This is a genomic window from Actinoplanes lutulentus (assembly GCF_003259845.1).
Taxonomy (GTDB): domain Bacteria; phylum Actinomycetota; class Actinomycetes; order Mycobacteriales; family Micromonosporaceae; genus Actinoplanes; species Actinoplanes lutulentus.
Genome location: NZ_QLMJ01000029.1, coordinates 99502 through 120126, shown reverse-complemented (window position 1 = coordinate 120126; position 20625 = coordinate 99502). Strand labels below are relative to the sequence as shown.

Here is a 20625-nt window from a genome sequence, read left to right as displayed (position 1 = left end):
CAGGTTCGACAAACTCGGCGTCAACTACCAGGCCACCCTCGACCTGGTCGAGATGCTTGACTGGCTACGCGCGGTCCCTGACGGACATGATCCGCAGGACAGAACCTAGCGGGTCCGGCCGCCGGCTGAGTCTACGCGGCCAGCGCTGAACGTTTCGGCTGCCTCTCGATGCTGGGCGGCCTGGCGGGTCTCCATGACCATCCGCTCCAGCAGCGCGTCCAGGAAGCCCCGGGGCGGGCACTCGTTCACGTTCGACCTCGAACCGAGTGACAAGCTCACTGATCTGTCCGTATGGGCGGCCGACAAGCGCGCCGTTCTCCTCTCAGAGTTGTTCCGCCAAGCCGGCGCGGGGCGCACACGGCCGAGGATGGGCTCGCTCCGGCCGGCGCCCTGGCCGCGACGATAACCATTACAGTCGCATTCGTGAGCGCAGATCAGGGTCTTGTCCGGGTGTCCGATTCGTTCGGCGTACGCCGTACTCGAGCCGGATCGGTCCTCGCGGATGACGGGACAAACTATCAGGTCAAGTGGGATGACACCGATGAGGAAGAGCTTGTCCCGCGGGGCGCCGGCGTTCATGTCGCGCCGAGGGGTTCGCTGCGTTTCCTGGCTCTGTCCGACTCCCGGCTGTTCCACGCCGTCTTCGCCCAAGAGCCCCTTGCGGTGGTTCTCCATCTGTTGGCCGAGTCGTCGGTCCCGCTGAAGGTGCGAGAGATCCGGGAGCGTCTGGCCGAGCTCGGTCTCCGGAACGAGACCTGGGCCCGGCACGGACCGCGGGCGCTGGCGGTTCTGCCCAAGTGGCCAAATGTCGTCCGACGGCAGAAGGGCGACACTCTGGCCTACGCCTGGGTGGGGGACGACCTTCCCGAACTCCCGTCAGAGGCCGAGCCTGACCCGGAGCCGGCACCTACGCCCGCGCCTGTGTCGAAGCCCGCTCCTTCTCCCGCCAAGCCGATCGCGGCTGCGACACCGGTCGAACCGGCGGTGCCGTCCGCCGAGCGCCTTCGGCGCCAGATGAGCGCCGCGCGGAGCCTCAGCGAGGTCGCTCGCCTGCTCACGCTCCCAAGAGAGTTCGTGGCTGAATTGTCGCCGGAGGTGGTCGCCTCCGCGCTCCGCCGGGTCGCCGCTGAGGATCGGCTGGTCGCGGGCTGGCTCGACGCCCTGACCGCCTCCGGGCCGATCGGTGCGCTGACCGAGGAACTGGTGACGGCCCGGGCGGCGAACGCCGCACTCCAGAGCCGGGTTGATGAGCTGGAGGAGTGGTGGACGGCCCTTGAGCAGAGCACCGATCCGGGCGCCGCAATCCGTCAGCCGGGTAGCTGAGGAGCTTCTGGTGTGCCGGCTCGGAAGTGCGCAGGTAGGGCGATCCGCACCGCCTTGTATCTTCCCTCGCTAGAACACGCCGATTTTGGACGCCCTTGACCTTGAAATTGGTCTTACTGGGCGGCCCGATTTCTGTACCCCGCTGGCGGGATACGGACGTTAGCGAAGCCGACGAAGGTTCGGGGAAAACATCCGCCTCGCACAGTCATAATTCGACGGCACTAATCGGCGGGTTCTTGGATCAGTTCCGGCCCGTCGATCCCCGGCAGGCCCCAAGGCGTCGGGATGAGCGGCAGCAGGGGCCAGGGCCGGGTTCAGGAACGCGAACTGCAGAACCCGACCGACGCGATCATCAAGGTCTCCGCCCGCCTGCCTGTGCGGCGGCGAACTTTGGGGTGGATCCGGACTTCATCGCGGCCGACCGGCCCCGCACCGACATCGGCTGCGTTTTCCGGCGGGATCGCACGATCATGCGTCCCCTCGACCGGTAGTTCCAGAGCTGGTCATCGCGTCCCCGGCACTACCCGGTGATGGGCGTTGCGGTTTGCTGGCGCCACCGGCCGGGTGCTTCGTTGTGGTGCCGGCGAAAGGCGGCGCCGAAGGCGTACACCGACGAGAACCCGACCTCGGCGGCGACGTGAGCGAGCGGCATGGTGCCCGATCTCAGGTAGTCGCGCGCCAGGGCCATGCGCCAATCGGAGAGGTACTGCATCGGCGATTGGCCGACGGTGGCGCGGAAGATGCGGGCGAAGGACGCTCGGGACATGGTACTGAGCTCGGCGAGTCCGTCGACGGTCCAGGCGGTGGCGGGGCTGGAGTGGATGGCGTGCAGCGCGGCCGCCAGGCGTGGGTCGGACGTGGCCCGGAGCCACGGGGGCGGACTGGTGCTCTGCGTGAGACCGGTGCGTAACCCGTAGATGACGAGGATGTCGAGGAGCCGGTCGAGCACGGTCTGTTTGCCGGGGCTGTCGTTGACCATCTCCCGTGCGATGAGGGCGACGACGCCCTGGACGGGGTCGTCTTCGCTCGCCTTGATGGGGAGCAGCTGCGGTAGTGCCTCGACGAGGCGCCGTCCGATGTCGCCTGGGAACCGGTAGGCCCCGCAGAGGAAGACGCTGCTGTCGGGGTCAACGGGCTCTGTGTCGGCGGGGTGCATGATGGCGAACTCGTCGTGGGTGAGCGCGTCCGCGCCGGGCTGATGGGCGATGATGTGGTCCGCGCCGCCCTTGACGAGGGCTAGGTCTCCCGGTGCCAGTTCGATGGGGTCGGTGCCGTCGTCGGCCCAGATCCAGGCATGACCGCGCGTCACCGCGTGCACCGCGAGCTGAATCTCGCCGGGCATGCGCAGGCCCCACGGTGGGGCGGCGACCGACCGTGCGAAGACTCCGCCCGTAGCGCGAGCCCGGACGAGGTGATCTTGCAGGATGTCCACCTTCTGAGTGTCTCACGTAAACTAATGAGCGGATCGATAATTGATGCGCTCATGGTTGGCGCTCATGATCGTTGGTATGCAGAAATCAGCGGAATCCCTCGTCCTCGTCCTGGGCGCTTCCGGTAAGACCGGTTCGCGCGTGGCCCGCATCCTGTCCGAGCGCGGTCTCGCGGTCCGTGCAGCTCGGCGTGACCCCCGGGTCCGGTTCGACTGGAACGACGATGCGACCTTCGCCCCCACACTGGACGGGGTGACGGGCGTCTATCTGGTGTCCCCGGTGATGCGTGTCGACTTCGCCGCGGACGTGTCGGCTTTCCTGGATCAGGCCGAGCTGGCGGGTGTCGAGCACGTCACCTACCTCAGCGGGTACGGCGTAGAACACGCCCCGGCGGAGGTTGCGCTCCGAGCGGTCGAGCTGGACCTCGGTTCCCGCAAGGCGTTTACTCATTCGATCATCCGGCCGGCGTGGTTCATGGAGGACTTCAGCGAAACGTTCCTGAAGCCTGTCGCCGACCAGATCGTCGTACCGAACGGCAACGGTCGGGAAGCCTTCGTTGCGGTCGAGGACATCGCGGCCGTGGCGGCGGCAACGCTCTGCGAGCCTGAGCGTCACGCCGGCAAGGCGTACGCCCCCACGGGTCCGGAAGCGCTGACCGTGGAGGAAGCCGCTGCCGTCATCTCCACCGCGATCGGCCGCACCATCACCTACCGGGACACCGACCGCGAGGGATGGGTGCGGGCAATGGTGGCTTCCGGGATCCCGGAAGCCTACGGCGACGTGCTGCGAACGCTCACCTCGACCATCGCCGAGGGGCACGGCTCCACACCCAACGGTGACGTTCTCGCCGTGACCGGGTCAATCCCGATCACCTTCGCGGACTTCGCCGCCCGCGCCACATCGGCGTGGACAACAGAGACTGTTCGATGATCGACCACGTGTTCATCCCGGTGACGGACATCGCCCGATCCCACACGTTCTACTGCACGGCACTGCAGGAGTTGGGCTGGCGCGAGATCGGCAATTACCTGGCAGCATCAGGCCCGGCCGGGATTCCGGACCTCTACGGCTTCGGTGACGCCTCCGGCGCAAGCGTCTGGCTGCGACACGCTGAAGCGAGCGTCCCGGCGGTCCACGTCGGGTTCGTCGCCCCTGACCGCCTTACTGTCGATGCGTCGTATCAGGCGGCGATCGGGGCTGGCGCCCGCGACAACGGCGAACCCGCAGTGCGGGACTACTTCACGGCGAGTTATTACGCCGGGAACGTCTTCGACCCGGACGGCAACAGCCTGGAGTTCGTGACCAAGCGTTGAGGTGCCGCATAGCGGTGCCCTGCAACAACCTGAGAACAAGCGTTCTCAGGTAACCGATCAAGGAGAACATCATGGGCACCTCACCGTCGAGGCCGCCAGCCCCAACGTGAAGGTCAACTTCACCATTAGCGGCGCTGGCGCGACGCCGTCAAGATCGCGGAGGCCCAAGGCGGCGCAGCACCGGGCGCCGATGTTCATGTACCAGCTCGCGTGTCCGGACCCGTCCGTGGTGCCCGGCACCGACTTCCCACTCGGCTCACCGCACGCCTCGGACATCCGATCAAGTTTGCCAACGTCGGCCCCGGGCGAGCTGGCGGGCACGAGGGGGCCTGCCCGGCTCGTGAGCGTGTTATAGGCCGGCTTCGCCCGTCACGACCGCCCCACGGCCAGGGACGTCCCGCGATGGCCCGCCTACACCCCGACGCTCCGTGCCACCATGTGAATCGATGCCACCTGCAAGATCGTCGATGATCCCGACAGGCGGGAACGACTCTTCTGGAACCAGGCTCGAACACGAAGCGCCCTATCTCCGAGGGAAGAGGCGTTCGACGGCGGCCATGACCGCTGAGCGGCGGGCTGCGATGGAGCCGTCGATTGCCTCCTTGGCGGCGGCGTCGGCCAGCTCGGGTTGCGACATCCAGGTGGTGGCGATCTGGCCGACGAGGGCGAGGATGTCGACCGCGTCCATCGTGGGGTCCAGCACACCGTCGCGTTGCGCCTGACGCAGGAGTTCGAGCTTGCTGAGAATGGCCGCCGACCGGCTCTCTTCGTCGATCCTGGTCGAAGGCGCGAGCTCCAACCGGCCCCAGCTGACGAGCCGAAAGTGATCAGGGTGGGCGGCGTAGTAGTCGAAGAGCCGCCCGGCGTATCCCGGGAGGTCGGCGGCGTCCAGCGCGGTCGCCTGCATGATGACGTCCAGCTCGCGGGCTGCCGTCTGGGCGTAGAGGGCCTCTTTGCTGCTGAAGTAGGCGTAGACGCGTTCCTTGCTGGTCCTTGCCTGCTTCGCGATGCGGTCGACGCGTGAACCGGCGATGCCGTGGGCGGCGAACTCCTTGAGCGCCGAGTCCACCACTCTCTCGCGGGTGCCGTCGGTTCTGGGCGGCGGTTGTTTCTCCGGCGTGGGCCTGGACTCTGTGCTGTCGTTCACTGCGTCACAGTACAACCGAACCGTTTGGTTTGCTGTCGGAGGGCTCGTAGGGTAGAACCGAACCGTTTGGTTCGACTTGACAGATCCACGGGAGGGGACCCCGGTGCAGCAACGCAAATTAGGTCGTGAGGGTCTCGCTAGTTCGGCGGTCGGCTTCGGGGCCATGGGCATCTCGCCCGTCTACGGGCCCGGTAGAGAGCAGGACGGCATTGACACCATCCGCGCGGCTCACGACCTGGGCGTGACGTTCTTCGACACCGCCGAGCAATACGGATGGGGGGAGAACGAGAAGATCGTCGGACGAGCGGTGCGGGGCTTCCGCGACGACATCGTCATCGCCACCAAGTTCGGCTTTCTCCGCGACTTCAGCTTGAACAGCCGCCCTGAGCACATTCGTCAGGTCCTGCAGAACAGCCTGCGCAACCTCGGTGTCGACCACATCGACGTCCTCTATCAGCACCGGCTCGACCCCGACGTGCCCATCGAGGACGTCGCCGGCACGGTCAAAGAGTTCATCGACGCGGGTACCGTGCGCTATTTCGGCCTCAGCGAAGTAGGTGACGCCACGATCCGCCGCGCCCACTCCGTGCAGCCCGTCTCAGTCCTGCAGACCGAGTACTCCCTGTTCGAACGCGACGTAGAGGCCCTTTTCCCCACCCTAACCGAACTCAATATCGGCCTGGTGGCGTACTCCCCGCTGGGACGTGGCTTCCTGACCGGTGGGGTCAAACCCGCTCACGAGTACGACGCGAGCGACTACCGGCGCACCGACCCCCGCTGGCAGCCCGGCCACTTCGAGAAGAACGTCAACGCGACCCGCCGGCTGACCGAGCTGGCTAAAGCGAAAGGCGTAACGGTCGCTCAGCTCGCTCTGGCCTGGGTGCTCTCTCGGGGCGAACACATCGTGCCCATCCCGGGAACCCGCAGCCCACAGCGTGTCGCCGAGAACGTCGGTGCCGCGAACCTGACCCTCTCCGACCGGGAACTCGCACGCATCGACGAGATTCTGCCCAACGGCGGGTTCGGTGCCCGCTACGCCGATGGGCACCTCCCGGTCTGGGAATGAACCCCTCAGCCACTCTCTAATAAGGAGAAGACTCATGAACACCGAGGACCCGTTTCGAGCAGCCGCACGGTCTGACGAGATCCGCATCAGCTCTCGCCGTAGCGACGGCACCCTGCGTCCCTACGTTCCGGTGTGGGGCGTCGTCGTGGACGGAGCCCTCTTTGTGCGGTCGCAAGCAGGTCCGAACAACGGCTGGTACCGCCGCGCACTAGCCAGCGGCACCGGCCGGATACGCGCTCAGGGTGCCGAGATCGACGTGAAATTCACGAGAGCGGGCTCTACCGACAACGCGGCAATAGACGCCGCCTACCGCACCAAGTACCGGCGGTACGGAAACATCGACGGAATTGTCGGGCCGGCGCTCTACGACGTGACTCTGCGCCTCGATCCCATCGCAGCGAACGCAACGCAGACTCGATAAACAGGAAATCGCAATCGGTCCGTGGGAAGACGTGACCGATCATCGACAAGGGAGCCACAGTGATCATCCTCGGCGGATTCGTCCACCTGGACCCGCATGACATCGACGATTTCCTCGCCGAGGCTCGAGCCACCTACCCCACGGCGGTGGCGAACCCGGGAAACAAGGCCATCTCCCTCAGTGCGCATGACGCGGCTGCGGGCACTGTTGTCGTCTTTGAATTGTGGACCTCACAGGAACATCTCGACGCGCACCTCTCGAACCCGCAAGTACAAGCCATCTTCACCAAGTGGGGTTCCAAGATGTCCAACGAGGTCCAGAAGTACATCGTGCAGTCCGAAGGCCTCGCGCGCGGCTGAGCGGTAGCAACGCCCTCGTAGCGTGGCAAGCGTGGGTGTGGGACTTCTTCCGACGGAAGATGCGAATGTTGTCGGTGGTCTCAGGGCGGGTAGCGGCGCGGACGAGCTTTTGCCGGCGCCAGGTTCTGGGAGCTTGCTGTTGCTGACGTTGGAAGGCCGCGGCCAAGGCGTACGGAGAACCGTATCTGGTGAGCTCGGCGATCTGAGCCAGGGTCAGGTTGCTGGTGCGCAAGTGGTCGCGAGTGAGCGTCATGCGCCAGTCCGTCAGGTACTGCATCGGGGTTTGGCAGAGGGCTTCGAGAATACGCGGGCGAAAGCTGCGGGGAGAGCCCGCTGAGCGCTACGCCGGCCCGCAGCAACCGCCCAGTAACACCAACACCGCGCTCATATGGTCGGCCGGCATCCTCAACGACTTCCCCGCCGCGCCACGCCAGCCAGGACCCGACTCATTGCACACGACGTCCTGGCCCGCACCATCCTGCGATGGTGGTACGGCGAAGCCGACATGCGAACACGCATGGCAGCACTGAAGGAAAACGAGCTCGACCCGACAGCCTTCGAGCCACTGATCCACCGCGTCCGCTCTGCGAAGCCCTCTCTCGACAAACCCACCGAGACTGGCTCGCCGCCGCGACCAGAGTGCTCAATGAAAATCCACCCGTGCCGGGGCTCGAACGAACAACCACCAAACTGAGAACCCCACCCGGCAAGTCGGCGACTACCGCACGGAAACTGGCGTCACTGCCCGACTCGTATCCCGCAATTTCCGGGCTGCCCCGAATTATCACAGTCCACCAAGTAAAAGGCGATGCGGCAAAAGCCGTCCTCGTACTACTTCCGAAAAGCAAGAGAGGAAAAGGCTTGGAAGGTAATAGCAATGCCTCGGCAGCAATGGAAGAGTGGCTCGGCGGCGAAACCTCTCCAGTGAAGCCATACGTGCGCACTGTGTGGCAGCTACCCGCGCCCGACGCCTACTCGGCATGGCTGTGCCAGCCGAGTTCAAACCCAGAACGTCCGAATTCTCAAAGGCATCGGAGTGCCGGTGCAAGAACACTGAACAGCACATCGATGTTTCCGGGCGTCGCTCTGTGCCGCGCAGCTACGCGCGTCCAGACCGGCACTGGGAAACACTGAGAGGACGCCGCTCCCGGAGCAGCGGTGGCAAACACGCAGGTCAGGTACGATGAGGGCAGTCGCAAAAGGGTGATGTGCGTGGACCCCTTTACTCGGCCGAGTATAATTTTCAACGACCTGGTAGAACGTTCGGTAGCACGTCGCTGGGCCCGCCAATGCCTGGGGGTCAAGGGGTCGCAGGTTCAAATCCTGTCAGCCCGACGATCAAGAAGGCCGTTTACCGTGGCATTATGCCTGGTAAACGGCCTTCTTTGTGTTTCGCTTGATCCTCAAATTCCTACTAGCTTGGGTGCATTCGGGGACCGTCTGGGGACCATGGGGGCAATCCTGGGGTCAATTGACTCCTGATCAGACGGCCCGGAGCCGGGGAATGGCAGGAGACCGTGGGGCCTTCAAGTGGGCGCTGAGCGCGTCACCCGCCTCGTCGATCGAGCGCTGATCCGGGTGCAGATACCGCTGTGTGGTGCTGAGTGACCCGTGCCCGGCGATCACGCGCAGTACGTGCACCTTGACACCGGCATCGGCTAGCCACGTCAGAGCGGTGTGCCGCAGGTCGTGCCGGCGTAGGTGCTCGTACCCCAGCGCGGTAACGACCTCGTCCCAGTGCGTGGCGTCCCGCAGCACCGCAGTGTTGATCCGTCCGCCGGCGGGGACCACACGGTATGCACGCCAGCGCTCTGACCCGCACGCTTGGCGGTCTCGCGAACGGTCCGCATCGCGTTTGACGTGCGTAAAGACTGTCCACAATGGCCTGGGGGTCGGGCGGTCTGGCAGGTCGCCCTCCCATGTCAACTCTTCCTACAGGACCGACCTCGGGACCTCGATAGAATCCAGATCCAGGCGAAAGCCGATAGTCCCACCATAAGATACAGATGAGTTGGCTTGCTGGGCGCCTGTTGGATCACGCGCTCAACTACCGAGGGCTCTTGGCCTCCCTCCGATGCCGCTACTTGGGGTCTTTGGTCGATGCCGCTAGCGACGCTCGGCTTAATGTGGGGTGGGAGAAAGTACTTCAAGACTTGTTTACGCTCATGTAAATCTCCTGCCATATCTCGTATGCGCAGTCGAAATTCAAAGTCTTCAAATTTCCGAAGTGATTCGGTTGTGAACCAAGCTACGACGTGCTTGTCCCTCCTCCCGGTTTTTGGCACGAGTGGATAGCCGCCAGCGCCGATCCATTTCAGATGGAAATCCCTATCCGGAACCAGTCCAAGACCTGTCAGTGCGGTGAAGGCTTGATTGAATGTGATCCAATTTCGGTCTGTGTCGTCGTACTTGTTAGCCTCGATTGAATAGGCGACCTCCTCTATAACCCCGGTCCCTGGGCCGGCATTCAAGAAGCAAATATTCCAGGCTTGAACGTCGTCCGCGACCGATAATAAATCGATTTCCGTGCCTATTGACGGTCTGATTGAGCGCGCCCACTGTTGTCGCGCAAGTATTAAGCCGGCGGTCACGCCAAGAAGGCTGGCCGAGGTGGGGAGATCGAATAGTGAAACCTTCAGGAAGCCATCACTATTTCCTGCGCGGATGAGGTTAGCGCGAAGAATCTCCCACGTTGTGTTTAGCGTCAGTAAGGCGAGAATAATGAGCGGAAGGTGGAGGAAGCCAAATGACCGTGCTACTACCTTCTGCCTGCCGTATAAATCGGCTTTTTCGAACTTGGGTGCCGCTGGCTTCATTCGCCCGCCTCCCTGGTCGCAACAACGACTACAACCCCCAGTGTGGCTCCGGCGGTCCAGGATCACGCCCTGTCAGGCGTGGGGCCCCTCTACCCAAGGCCCGGTTCAGCCTGTACCTGCGGCTGCTGTGTGGCTGTCTGCGCCGGGGACCAGATGGGGACCACACGGTATGCACACCGATGCCTTCAGCCGCACACTTGACATGTGCATAAACGCTGCGTATCGCGTCTGACGTGCGCAAACGCTTGATCCGCCGGCCTGGGGGTCAAGGGGTCGCAGGTTCAAATCCTGTCAGCCCGACCAATCTGACCAGGGGATATGCGGAATTCAGCATATCCCCTGAGATCATTTCGGGGTCATGTTGTCGCCTGGCTGTCGCAGCCGAACACGAATCTTGCAACGGCGCTCAGGCTGCCATAGCGTCGGCCGCGTCGAGGGCCGCGCAGGTGGCGGTGACGCCGTCGTCGGCGGCGTCGCGGGTGAGATGGCCGTAGAGGTCGATCGTGGTGGCCACATTCTTGTGCCGCAGATCGTGCACCCGGATGGCTGGCAGCTCGGCGGCGGCGGTGAGGCGGCGCAGGTGGTCGAGCACGTACTGCGGGCGTAGGGGTTGCCCGTCGGGCCGGGCGGACCACCCGAAAGCTCTCGTCGCTGAACCTGCGAACTCGGAGGAAGCTGCGGATATCGAGTTTGGCAAGGTAGCGGAAGATTTCGTTCGGGAGGTCGATTCGATTGATCCGGGCAACTCATAGCGGGGCGGGCGCGATCAGCGCCTCGGACGAGGCTCGGGACGAACGCGGTCGGCGAGTCTGTTTATATTGTCTATTTTTCGCTTGTTGCCCGAGCCAAGTGCGTCAGTAGAATTGGCCATGCGTCTGTCGCTTCCTCGCGCGACACGTGGATGCATTGACCGCAGCGCAGTTGCCAAATGTCAATTCCGGTTACAGTTTCGCCGAAGAGGGCATCTTCTGGCTCGAACTCGTCGCAGAGTGCTTTGAAGGGTGCCGCAGCCACAAGCGCGCATCGGTCCAGGGAGAGTCCGTTCCCAACGTCGGCGAGGATGCAAACGCGGCCGGCAACGCTGAGCGCATCTTGTAGGACCACATCGACGTCTGCGTTGATGACGTGGCCGAGGGTCCGTACATCGCTCTTACCGACGGTGGAAACTGTCCGCAGGTCGGCCCTTGCGAGGTCGATGTAGGTGTCGAGCATGTACCGCGCGTTCTTCGCTCTACTGACGCCGGCTCGACGCCAGTACTCCGACTTCAGGCCGTCCTCGAGCGCTGAGGATGCGGTTTCAACTCCGCCGGTGTGGAACATTCTGATCGCCTTGCGCAAGGTTCCGTCGGTGCTGATCTTCGGACCTGGCTTCTCTTGCGCCACGCGATAGGTGGGATCGCTGATCGCTTTCCGGATCTGGCTTGGCGATATTCGCACGATGCCTCCCGCAGGATCGCTTATCGGCCTAGAAGGTGCGCTGAGTGCGGATGCCGTTCCAAAACACTCAGGCACTGCTCGGCCCACCGATAGTGCATGTCCATTGACTGCCTGCGCGTGAGTTGCCCGTCACAGTTGATTATCTCGGTGAAATCAAGTTCTAGCTCGAACTCGTCGGATTGGGACAGCGCAAGGACATGGGCAGCGAGGTGGGTGACATTGTCGATCGCGGTTTGCTGACGTATCCCCCCGTTAGGGATAGTGTCGAGCGGGTAGATCTCGTGTGACGTGTCGCTCAGTCCAGCGTGTTCGAACGATATTTGCCGGATGAGGCAGGGGACGCAATATCCGCAGTGTCGCCTTGTTCTTCCGATCTGCCAGCAGCTCACGGTCTTCGGGAGAACGTCGCGTAACCCGAGTGTCGCTGCTTCCAGTACGACTTCGGGCTTTGTTGATGTCACAATGATGTTGTGGATGGTCCCGGTCCAGCCGAGAGCCTGCCCGGCTATTTTAGCGACGTCGTAGACGATGGTCGGATTGCACGTGTGGGTACTGAAAGAACCGATGCGGGCCGGGGTGAGAGGCACGTTAATGGCCATGATGCCATTCTCGTTGAGATAGACGTCGGAGATATCTAGGCATGCAGCAGCGAGGCATGCCACCCCCATATAGAGGAGCGAACGGGAGCGCTGACTGCTCTCGGTCCCGTCGATGCCCTCCTTCTGCGCGGTGAAGGAGCGACGGCCGGCATGTTGGCCGATGCGAGCGAGTCCCTCATCGACTGCTTGCAGCGCATCGGACACGGCACCGCTGTTCTGATGGCTGATGAACAGCGGTGTGCGGTGGAGGTCGAGCAGCCTGGCTGCGCCAGTCAGGCTGTCTATACCGCCCGAGACCAGAGCGACGCTGTCGGCCCGCGGGAACGCTTCGCGGTCCTGGCGTGGTGTCGGCGGCGCGTCGGGGTCGGCGACGAACGTGACCGCAAACTGGTCGTAGGTGAGGGATTTGAAGACGAGCTCGATTTGCGGTTTCAGCGGCTTCCAATGGTCGGGTTCGCGTACGCCGATCCATAGCTGGATGCGTCGGCTCCAGTCGTCGCCGGCTCCCCGTTTGCTTGCGACGTCGGCGGCGAAAATGCTCGTCAGGATGTGGAGCCAGTCCTGCTGGATCGGCGTAAGCCGTTCTGGTAGGCCCCCGATGATGTCCTGGAAGGAGCTGGTGAAGTTCCGTCCGCCGTATGGGGTTGCGCGCGTGCGCAGATGCGTGAGCCCGAGAACTGGAGGGCTGGCGCAGTCGTTGACGACGATGTTGTAGTCCTTGGGCATCACATGCCCGGATTCGCGTTCGGTCGCGCCGCCGATTGCATCGCGGCGCGGACGGCGGCAGTCCAGCCATCAGTTCCTCGGCCGCTCAAGGCCGGACGACCGGCGCGGGCGGCGTTCGCGGCCGCCTCGCCGATACGGCGAGTCGTGGTGTTAAAGGTCTGGACGTCCGGGATCGCAGCGGTTCCGGTATAGGCGGCGGCGTCGCGGGTGTAGAAGTGCATGGCAGTCTGGCGCATCAATTCGCCGAGTAGACCGGGGATCAGGTTCGGTGGTGGGAGGGTATGTGGTTGCTGCCCACGACCGGCGGCATCGGCGTCGTCCTGCAGCCGTCCAAGGAGGGTGCGGGCCAGCGCTCTTTCGGCGAGCCCGACGGCAACACCCGCACCGCCGGCCGAGAGTGCTCTTGTTCGCGCGTCGCGCAGCACCGAGCTTACTTCGGCACGCCGGTCGTCTTCCGTTGGCTTTTCAGCCACTTGGGCCCAGGCGTCGGCGGCGTATTGCGCGTACACCGTGACTCCGTCGCTGGTTAACATGCTGAGCCAATCGCCCGCAGCCGCGCGGATAACGTCGGTCAGGACCGTCTCGGGGGATGCTCCGGTGCTGATGCTGGCGCGCGCCATGGCCCAAGGCCGGCTGGTGCGCGATGATCGCATCGAGACGGAGGTGCCCATCAGTGTGGTCCGGGCGAGCTGCGACAGGATCCCACCAATGTCTCTCGGGTGACCATTCCCTCTGCGAGTACGTCACACCAGGCGATGCTGTCGACGGGGCGGGTGTCGCCCGGGTGGTCCAGAAGTTCGAGCGACGCCTCGACGAGGTCGTCGGCTCGGATGCAGGCTAGGTCACTTCCGGCGTCGGTGAAGCGGCGTCGGCGGTCGGTGAAGCGCCGCGGCTGCTCGTCGAAGGTGGGGAAGGAGGAGCTAACCAAGACGACGCAGCGGGGCTGTCCGCTGAAGCCGTATTGCATATAGGACTGGCCGGCGTATTCGAGTAGGCGCCGCTCGTCGTCGACGCCGAGGCGGTAGCCGTCTTGGGCGGCTTTGCAGTCCAGGAGAATGAAGTTGTCGTCTCTCCATAGCAGGGCGTCACCTACGCGCTGACCGCGCTTGGCGGTGCCGAGGCGCAGGCCCCCGAGCCGAAACGTCGACGTGGCGAGTTGGAAGACGATGCGCTCGAACCACTCGTCCGGCGGGGTCGCGGTCTCTCGTAGTTGCCAGGGATGCTTGAACCGAGATAGTGATGGCAGCCAGGCCAAACCTAAGCGGTCTACTTCTTGAAGTCGTTGGGCTCGACGCCGCGCGCTAATGAAGTCGCTGCGGCGCGGGCGGGGCAGGTCACCGGACCACGCGACGGCATGGGACGAACGCAGCAGCGCTAGGAACTGCTCAGGGCCTAACACATGGTCCGATGGCGCTAATCCGGCGGGCAGCGGCCGTGCTGTGACGATTAGATAGTCAGCGCACTCCCGGCGGTGTGCTTCCTCAGCGACGTCATGCAGCGTGGCGGGGGTTGGCACGTCGATTGTGGAGCGTACTAGAACGCGGCGTGGATGCAGCAGAACGTTGCAACTGAAGAAGACGTCCGTGCCCGATGGGTGGAAACGCGTCTCAGTGACAACGACACAAAGTTCCTTCATCTCGGCGAGCGTCAGCCCTAGGCCGACCTGTTGTCCTTCCCCGGGCTGCAGCTCTCCGGGCGGATTCGGTTCGGCCGTGGTCAGAGAGCCCACAACGCCTCCACCGATGTCGATGTATGAACACACTATGTCATGGTGCGGTTACTTGGCGAGACGGCGGCATGATCGGGCCGTGGTCGTGCTCGCCTCAGCCGGTGGGAACAACGTGTCGCGCCGATCGCGCGTCTCGTGCAGGCCGACGAGGATACGATCCGGCAGGTCATCCCTCGGCTCAACGGATGGGGATGGCCAGCCTGGACCCTCATTGGTGGGTGGCCGTCCCGCCATATCAGTCCTGACGATGAGCAGCGCATCGACACGACGGCCTTACCTGCCCCGAAGCCTGCAAGGCGGTTGCGTGATCGCCGGTGCCATCGCCCTGCTGCTCACCCTCGCCCACTACCTCGCAGGACGGTGAACCATGGCTGGACCGACGAACTATCGCGCTCCCGCCGACGTGCGCTACCAGGTGAGCGGCGACAACAGCATCCTGAAGCTGGTGCTCTACCGACTGTGGAACAAGCGCTGCTACTGGTGCATGACTTCTGTCGTCTTCCGCGACGCTCAGATCGACCACGCCATCCCGCGCAGCGGTGACGAGGCGGTACGATCTGACCGACGTGCAGTGGGCAGCGCTGGAGCCGCTCTGCCCGTGGCGCGCCGTCCAGTACGTCCGCCGAACTGGACGAAACGGCAGCTCATCAATGGGATCCGGTGGCGGGTCCGGGCAGGGACACTATGGCGTGACATCCCGGCCTGCTATGGCTCGTGGGCGGCGGCGTATGCGTTGTTCCGGCGGTGGCAACGCGACGGGACGTGGGCGCGGATCCTGACGCGTTGCGGCGGCCGCGGACGTGGCGGGCCGGATCGTGTGGGACGTGTCGCTCGACTCGACGGTGGCCCGGGCGCATCAGCATGCCGCCGGTGCCCTTAAGGGGGATCTGCAGACCGAGCCGCCGGGCGGCGTCGCGGTCGAGCCGGCCGATCACGCGCTGGGCCGATTGCGGGGCGGGCTGACCACGAAGTTGTATCTGAGCCGCGAACAAGGGCAGACGCCGTTGTCGATGGTGCTGACTGCGGGCCAGCGCGGTGACAGACCGCAGTTTCATCGCGGTGATGGAAGGTATCCATGCTCCTCGTCCGGTCGGGCGTCCGCGCACCCGGCCGGACCGGGCCCTGGCGGATAAGGCGTACACGTCTCGTGCGAACTACCCCGAGATTTACAAACAGCGCCACGCCGTGGAACGCGGTATCAACCGGCTCAAACGCCACCGGGCGGTGGCGACCCGGTTCGAGAAAATGGCCGTGCGCTACGCAGCCACCGTGACCATCGCCGCGATCAACGAGTAGCTATGACTTCGATACACGCCCTGGACCGTGACAAGGCGCTCCCGGCCCGGCGACCAACTCGTGCCGATCGTCGAGTTCAAGCCGCCGGCCCTCGTGGACGAGTCCAGTTCTTGATCTCGGAGATGGGACGACGATTTCGCAGGACATCACCGCTCGAGCCTGGTCCGATTCATTGAAAGCCGACACCGTGCAGCTGCGCAAGCGTCGAATCATCGATCGGGGCGGCCGGTCACCCGTACCTCGGAACGGGTTTGCCTCGTCCCCCAGGCCGGATCGGTGACGCGGGACAGGGAGACGAACTTCAGCGGCAGGAGGAGACCGATACTGATCAGTGAGAAGAGGGGCAACCTCCAGAGGAAGCTGAAGCGGTTGGTCGCCAGCGTGGCCGCGACGGCCCGAGTCAGGAAAATCGCCAGGACCGCGCCGGCCAGGGCCGCCAGATGTGCTGGCGAGAAGAGCGACACCAGCACCGTCGCCAGTAACAACGGTGTCGACAAAGCACCGATGACCCAGTCCAGGGCGAGCATCGGCGATTGCACCTTAATCGCCTGGAAAGTCCAGATCATCTCGCGCCAGTATGATTTGCCCCACCGGGTCTGCTGGCGGCAGTACCGCGCGAACGTGGCGGGCAACTCGGCGCGGCCGCGCGCCCGCGCGTAGAGCACCCGATGTCCGCGACCGAGCACCAGATTGGTGAGGTGGCGGTCGTCGCCAAACGTGCATGGCCGGCCGAGGAACGTCTGCGTCACGAACTCGTCCCTGATCTCGTCGATCAGGGCGCGGCGATAGCCACCCAGCTGCCCGGAGACGCAGGTCAGTGTCCCGGCCCAGGCGGCTGCCGCGAACTCCACCTGGAAGGTCAGCCAGGTTCGGGCGGCGGTCAGCCCGGTTAACCAGGACTCGCCGGGGTTGAGAGCGACCACCTCGCCGCCGCACGCGCCCGCCCCGGGGTCGGATTGCAGGCAGGCGACCATACCCCGCACCGCGCCCGGGTCCCAGACGGTGTCGTCATCGCAGGTCAGCACGAACTCGGTCGCAGGGTTGAGGTTCGTGAAGGCGCGGTACATGGCCTGCCGCTTGCCGATCTGTGGCTGGCGCAGATATCGCAGGCCGTGCCGCTCGCAGAGGATGCGCACCACCTCTGGATCCGGGGAGCCGTCGTCGACGACGATCACCTCGAACCGGGGCCAATCCTGCGCGGCGAGGGCCGCCATCGCGCGGTCGAAGGTGGCGACGCCGTTGCGGTCCAGCAGGGTGGCGACCACAATCGAGATCATCGGCTCGCCGGTCGGCTCGGGGTTCCGGCGCCGGACCGCAGCGGCGAGCACGCTCTGCACGACGGTCCAGGCCACCGCTGTCGCGCCCAACGCGGCGATCGCGAGCCAGGTGCGCGGGAGCCACACGAGGTAGCCGAGGGCCGCGAACACCCCCGCGGCGACGACTCTCATCCGGTGACCGGTGCCGTGACCGGTTCTGGGCTCGGCGGCGGCGGGACCCGGGCGAGGCGGCGTTGCAGGCTGATGTGCCGGAACTGGTAGTACGCGCCGCTCTGACGAAGCACGCCGTGCTGGATGTGGGCGTCGGCGAGGAACGTCATGAGCCGCCAGGGTAGGCGGCCGGTGAGCGCCAGCGCGCAGCGTACGACGAGGTAGCGTCCCCAGGCGGCTTGGCCGGCGGCGGCGATCGGGCCGATAATCAGGCCGTAGATGAGAGTGGCGCGGATGCCGTACGGCACGTCGGACGCCCGCCCCGGATCGAACATGGCGTCGACGATGACCGCGATCGCGACCGGCAGCACCAGCGCCACGATCGCCATCGCCACGACGAACACCAGACGGTCCTGGGCAAGCACGCGTGCCGGGCTCTCCGGGGAGGACTGCTCGTGCGGCTCGCCGTGGAAACCGTAGGCGGCGCCGATGCACACCGCGATCAGTACTGCGGCGAGGAGACCAACCCGCATATCGAAGTTGAAGCCCACCACCAGCAGCGCGAGCACCCCAGCGCTGGCGGCGATTACGAATCCGGTGCCGTCTGGCTCGAGCGTGCGTGCCGGCAGCGGCTCGGTGTCCAGGCGGCCCATCAAGATGGTGATGAGGACGGCGCCCAAGCCCGCGGCGATGCCGTGCGTGAAGCCGTAGACGATGCCGAACAGCACGGTGACGAACGCGGTGCCGACCGTGCCGGCCACGATCCGGCTCGACGGCGCCCGGCGGCGCCGGTGTGCGGCTGCGCGGACCGGACGCAACAGGACGGCGGCGAATCCGACGACGATGCCGGTGGCAACGCCGGATGTGACGCCGAACTGAAACCCCTGCCACGCGGATCCGGTGAACCAGTACGTGCCGCCGAGCACCACGCCGATCAACAGTCCGGCGCCGAGCCCGCCGAAGCGGTTTGCTGGCGCCAGGCCGTTCCAAGCCCGGGCAAGCTCGACGACCAGGCCGGTGACGAGGCCGACCACGAGACCGGAAGCGATGGCGATGGACAGCGGTGCCGCTGCCTCGCCGGAGAACGCGAACTCGGAGCTGTAGCCGCTCCAGCTGATGTCATCGGCGATCACTCCACCGCCGACCAGGTAGAGCGTGCCGACCACGACGCTGGCGGTCACGGCCGCGCCCAGCGTCGCGTAAAGCGCGGTGCTGCGGCGAGCTAGCAGGCCGGGGTTGCGGATCGCCGCGATCAACAGGGCGCCGAGGCCGGCGATCAGTCCGGCTGCGATTCCCCAGTCGATGCCGAAGACCGCGGCGCGCAGGGCGGCGTCACCCCATTGCCCAGGTTGGTCGGCGTCCCAGATGTCCCACGCCCGATCCAGAAAGAACGCGGATCCGATCGCGGCCGCGACGGTTCCGCCGACGGCGAGCCCGGCCACCGGCCAGCGGGTCTGCCGCACCGGTTGGCCGGCGGGATCGCCGAGACCGCGCGTGAGCCTCGGGCCGAGCGCCGTGACGAGGGCGGCACTTATGCCGCAGGGAACACCTTGCGGCAGCATGCTGATGGTTCGATCGAGGACGAACAGCAGATCCGGCTGCCGCACGCCGTCGAGATCGACGAACTCCAGGAAGACATAGGCAGCCGTCATGGCGGCGGTCATGGCGACGCCGGTGCGCACGGCCATCCCGGTGAGTCGCCGTCGTGGCACGTACGGCGGCCAGGACAGACCGACCGCGAACCCGGTCGCGATAGCGAAGGAGACCCCGACCTCCGGCGGGGAGGCGAGATCGGCGACTACCGCCGCCGCGAACCCGGCGGTCAACCCGGTGGCCAGCCCGGCCCGGACACCGGCGGCGACGCTGCGGGTGAGACGGAAGATCGCCACACAGGTCGCCGCCGCAGCGACGGCGGTGAGGAATCCGGTGTAGAAGCCCCGGGACTCGCTGGTGAAGACGAAGGCGAGGGTGAGCCATACGGCGGTGCCTGTGACCACCGCCAGGGCCAGGGCGGCGTTGACCACGAGCGGTCCGTCCGCCTCCGGCTCGCGCGGCGGTGTGCGCAGCCGCCACCAGGCGAAATCGGGTCGGCCTCCCTCGTCTCGCTGGAGGTGGACGGCGAGGGTTTGCAGCCAGCGCTCGGCCTTCTCCGGGTTCCAGCGTCGGCGGCGCTTGCCGTGCCGCACGCGCCTGAACGACTCCCGCACGTAGGTGTCGAAAAGGTAGTCCCGGACCTCGGGCGCGCTACGACCCCGGGTGAGCTCGTCGGGGTCGCGCATTGGTCGCGGACCGTCCAGCTCCGCGCCGCGCGGCGGGTTGTATACCGTCCGGGCCAGCATCGCGATCAGTGGCGTGGTCAGCGCTTCGGACAGCGCCGGCGATCTGTTGCCGACCTTCTCCGCAACGCCGTCCCAGCGTTCGGGTTCCGAGCCCGCGCTGTCCCGGAGGTAGGCGATGACCGCGTCCGGCTCGAGCGGGTTCATCGCCACGCCGGCGGTCGCGAACAGCTTGGCGTGGCCGCTGGGCTGCGCCTCCACGGCGGCCCGGAACTCGTCGATGCGGCTGCTGAGGATCAGCGGCTGCCCCGCTGGCAGGGCGGCCGCCCCGAGCCGGGCGACGACCGCGCCACGGACGTCCTTCGGGATCTCGTCGAATCCGTCGAGCAGGACAATGATCCTCCGGGCACGCAGGAGTACCTCCGCCAGGCTCTGCGTGTCCTCATCGGCTCCGCGCACCCTGCGGTCCAGCCAGGCGTGGTCGACGGTGAGGCGCCACGCCAGCCAGTCGATCAGGGTGGTCCGCTTCGGGTCCCAGGACGCCACCGACACCATGACCGGCACCGGTCCGCCGTCCACGCGCTGTCCAAGCAGGTCCAGGACCAGCCGCGCGAGGAGCATGGTCTTACCGGAGCCCGGGTCGCCGAGCAGCACCAGCCGGCCGGTCGGCACCTTCTTCCAGCGCGCCAGCAGTTCGTCACCGCGGCCCGCGAGTTCGTCCGCGGACGCGGCCGGCGTCCCGGGCTCGCCGGGCCAGCGGGCCACTGCGGATCTGTTGTCGAGCAGCTTCTGCCAGTCCTCGAACAGCTCGGCCGGCGCCGCCCGCCACGACACGGACAGCTCGGGGTCCATCAGGTCCCACCGTGCCACCTCGGCCGACCACTGTGCCTCGACGTTGCCGGCCAGGCGGTCGGCCGCCTGTTTGAGGTCGGTCGGACCGGGCTCGTCGGCTTTCCATCGGGCGCGCAGCCAGCGCAGGTACGGCACGCCGATCAGAGTGATCACCGCGAGGATGGCGGCGACCAGGCCCACATCGAACTGGCCCATGGCACCGCGGTAGGTCTGCGTGGTCTGGTCCGGCGGCCGATGCACCCAGCGGTAGTACTCGATGGACGCCCAGAGGGTCAGAACGGTCACGACCGCTCCGGCCACCGCACCGACGACAAACCGCGGACCCCGGCTCATCAACGTATTATCACGGCCAGTCGGCGATTTTGCTCGCCCGCGGATCCCTGATGGTTGTCATGCATTTTCGTCCCT

16 protein-coding genes and 2 pseudogenes are annotated in these 20625 nt (G+C 65.7%); 7 read left to right on the top strand and 11 right to left on the bottom strand.

Annotated elements, in window-relative coordinates:
- Window positions 1–423: 423 nt before the first annotated feature.
- Entirely contained in the window at window positions 424–1323 is a 900-nt protein-coding gene (locus B0I29_RS42840) for a hypothetical protein (RefSeq protein WP_146617088.1), read from the top strand.
- Window positions 1324–1843: 520 nt separating this feature from the next.
- On the opposite strand, the gene B0I29_RS42830 is transcribed toward B0I29_RS42840, so the two are convergent.
- Window positions 1844–2755, bottom strand: coding sequence for an AraC family transcriptional regulator (locus tag B0I29_RS42830; protein WP_111654912.1), 912 nt, complete (start codon window positions 2753–2755; stop codon window positions 1844–1846).
- A gap of 76 nt (window positions 2756–2831) precedes the next feature.
- Between B0I29_RS42830 and B0I29_RS42825 the strand changes: the two genes are divergently transcribed.
- Both B0I29_RS42825 and B0I29_RS42820 read left to right on the top strand, forming a co-directional pair.
- Entirely contained in the window at window positions 2832–3683 is an 852-nt protein-coding gene (locus B0I29_RS42825; RefSeq protein ID WP_111654911.1) for an NmrA family NAD(P)-binding protein, read from the top strand.
- Window positions 3680–4066: a VOC family protein gene (locus B0I29_RS42820; protein WP_111654910.1), complete on the top strand. Its 387-nt coding sequence runs from the start codon at window positions 3680–3682 to the stop codon at window positions 4064–4066. Before B0I29_RS42825 ends, B0I29_RS42820 begins: the two co-directional genes overlap by 4 nt.
- Window positions 4067–4589: 523 nt before the next feature.
- Here B0I29_RS42820 and B0I29_RS42810 read toward each other — a convergent pair.
- Complete coding sequence (locus B0I29_RS42810; RefSeq protein ID WP_220091583.1) at window positions 4590–5213, bottom strand: TetR family transcriptional regulator; 624 nt, start codon at window positions 5211–5213, stop codon at window positions 4590–4592.
- A gap of 103 nt (window positions 5214–5316) precedes the next feature.
- On the opposite strand from B0I29_RS42810, the gene B0I29_RS42805 reads away from it, so the two are divergent.
- From B0I29_RS42805 to B0I29_RS42795, 3 genes are read left to right on the top strand one after another with little or no spacing between them, the layout of a single operon-like run.
- Window positions 5317–6279, top strand: a complete 963-nt coding sequence (locus tag B0I29_RS42805) for an aldo/keto reductase (protein ID WP_111654908.1) — start codon at window positions 5317–5319, stop codon at window positions 6277–6279.
- A gap of 34 nt (window positions 6280–6313) precedes the next feature.
- Window positions 6314–6700: a DUF2255 family protein gene (locus B0I29_RS42800; protein WP_111654907.1), complete on the top strand. Its 387-nt coding sequence runs from the start codon at window positions 6314–6316 to the stop codon at window positions 6698–6700.
- A 59-nt stretch (window positions 6701–6759) separates the two neighbouring features.
- A complete protein-coding gene (locus B0I29_RS42795; protein ID WP_181558264.1) occupies window positions 6760–7059 on the top strand; it encodes a putative quinol monooxygenase in 300 nt (99 codons plus the stop codon).
- Here B0I29_RS42795 and B0I29_RS47910 read toward each other — a convergent pair.
- The 7 genes and pseudogenes from B0I29_RS47910 to B0I29_RS45485 form a co-directional block, all read right to left on the bottom strand.
- A pseudogene (locus tag B0I29_RS47910) lies at window positions 6983–7375 on the bottom strand (helix-turn-helix domain-containing protein); the annotation flags it as partial. The gene B0I29_RS42795 and the pseudogene B0I29_RS47910 sit on opposite strands and share 77 nt — an antisense overlap.
- Window positions 7376–8541: 1166 nt before the next feature.
- Window positions 8542–8817 carry a tyrosine-type recombinase/integrase gene (locus B0I29_RS42785; RefSeq protein ID WP_245973187.1) on the bottom strand — a complete coding sequence of 92 codons (276 nt, stop codon included), beginning with the start codon at window positions 8815–8817 and terminating at the stop codon, window positions 8542–8544.
- A gap of 1464 nt (window positions 8818–10281) precedes the next feature.
- A complete protein-coding gene (locus B0I29_RS42780; RefSeq protein WP_111654904.1) occupies window positions 10282–10467 on the bottom strand; it encodes a hypothetical protein in 186 nt (61 codons plus the stop codon).
- A gap of 230 nt (window positions 10468–10697) precedes the next feature.
- The gene (locus B0I29_RS42775; RefSeq protein ID WP_146617087.1) at window positions 10698–11312 is read right to left on the bottom strand and encodes a hypothetical protein; all 615 of its coding nucleotides are present in this window, start codon (window positions 11310–11312) and stop codon (window positions 10698–10700) included.
- A gap of 20 nt (window positions 11313–11332) precedes the next feature.
- A complete protein-coding gene (locus B0I29_RS42770; protein ID WP_146617086.1) occupies window positions 11333–12637 on the bottom strand; it encodes a 7-cyano-7-deazaguanine synthase in 1305 nt (434 codons plus the stop codon).
- The gene (locus tag B0I29_RS42765) at window positions 12637–13257 is read right to left on the bottom strand and encodes a hypothetical protein (RefSeq protein ID WP_111654901.1); all 621 of its coding nucleotides are present in this window, start codon (window positions 13255–13257) and stop codon (window positions 12637–12639) included. The genes B0I29_RS42770 and B0I29_RS42765 overlap by 1 nt, the downstream gene beginning before the upstream one ends.
- 50 nt (window positions 13258–13307) lie before the next feature.
- Complete coding sequence (locus tag B0I29_RS45485) at window positions 13308–14366, bottom strand: PDDEXK family nuclease (RefSeq protein ID WP_146617085.1); 1059 nt, start codon at window positions 14364–14366, stop codon at window positions 13308–13310.
- Between the two features lie 539 nt (window positions 14367–14905).
- Between B0I29_RS45485 and B0I29_RS42750 the strand changes: the two are divergent.
- Window positions 14906–15662, top strand: a pseudogene (locus B0I29_RS42750) (IS5 family transposase).
- 209 nt (window positions 15663–15871) lie between these two features.
- Here B0I29_RS42750 and B0I29_RS42745 read toward each other — a convergent pair.
- Both B0I29_RS42745 and B0I29_RS42740 read right to left on the bottom strand, forming a co-directional pair.
- Window positions 15872–17110 carry a glycosyltransferase gene (locus B0I29_RS42745; RefSeq protein ID WP_111654899.1) on the bottom strand — a complete coding sequence of 413 codons (1239 nt, stop codon included), beginning with the start codon at window positions 17108–17110 and terminating at the stop codon, window positions 15872–15874.
- Complete coding sequence (locus B0I29_RS42740) at window positions 17107–20550, bottom strand: NACHT domain-containing protein (protein ID WP_111654898.1); 3444 nt, start codon at window positions 20548–20550, stop codon at window positions 17107–17109. The genes B0I29_RS42745 and B0I29_RS42740 overlap by 4 nt, the downstream gene beginning before the upstream one ends.
- Between the last annotated feature and the right edge of the window lie 75 nt (window positions 20551–20625).

Excerpts from the sequence above, each read along its gene's own strand:
- B0I29_RS42770 (WP_146617086.1), bottom strand. The coding sequence starts at position 12,637 with ATGCCCAAGGACTACAACATCGTCGTCAACGACTGCGCCAGCCCTCCA.
- B0I29_RS42825 (WP_111654911.1), top strand. The coding sequence starts at position 2,832 with ATGCAGAAATCAGCGGAATCCCTCGTCCTCGTCCTGGGCGCTTCCGGT.
- B0I29_RS42765 (WP_111654901.1), bottom strand. The coding sequence starts at position 13,257 with ATGGCGCGCGCCAGCATCAGCACCGGAGCATCCCCCGAGACGGTCCTG.
- B0I29_RS42820 (WP_111654910.1), top strand. The coding sequence starts at position 3,680 with ATGATCGACCACGTGTTCATCCCGGTGACGGACATCGCCCGATCCCAC.
- B0I29_RS42740 (WP_111654898.1), bottom strand. The coding sequence starts at position 20,550 with ATGAGCCGGGGTCCGCGGTTTGTCGTCGGTGCGGTGGCCGGAGCGGTC.
- B0I29_RS42800 (WP_111654907.1), top strand. The coding sequence starts at position 6,314 with ATGAACACCGAGGACCCGTTTCGAGCAGCCGCACGGTCTGACGAGATC.
- B0I29_RS42745 (WP_111654899.1), bottom strand. The coding sequence starts at position 17,110 with ATGAGAGTCGTCGCCGCGGGGGTGTTCGCGGCCCTCGGCTACCTCGTG.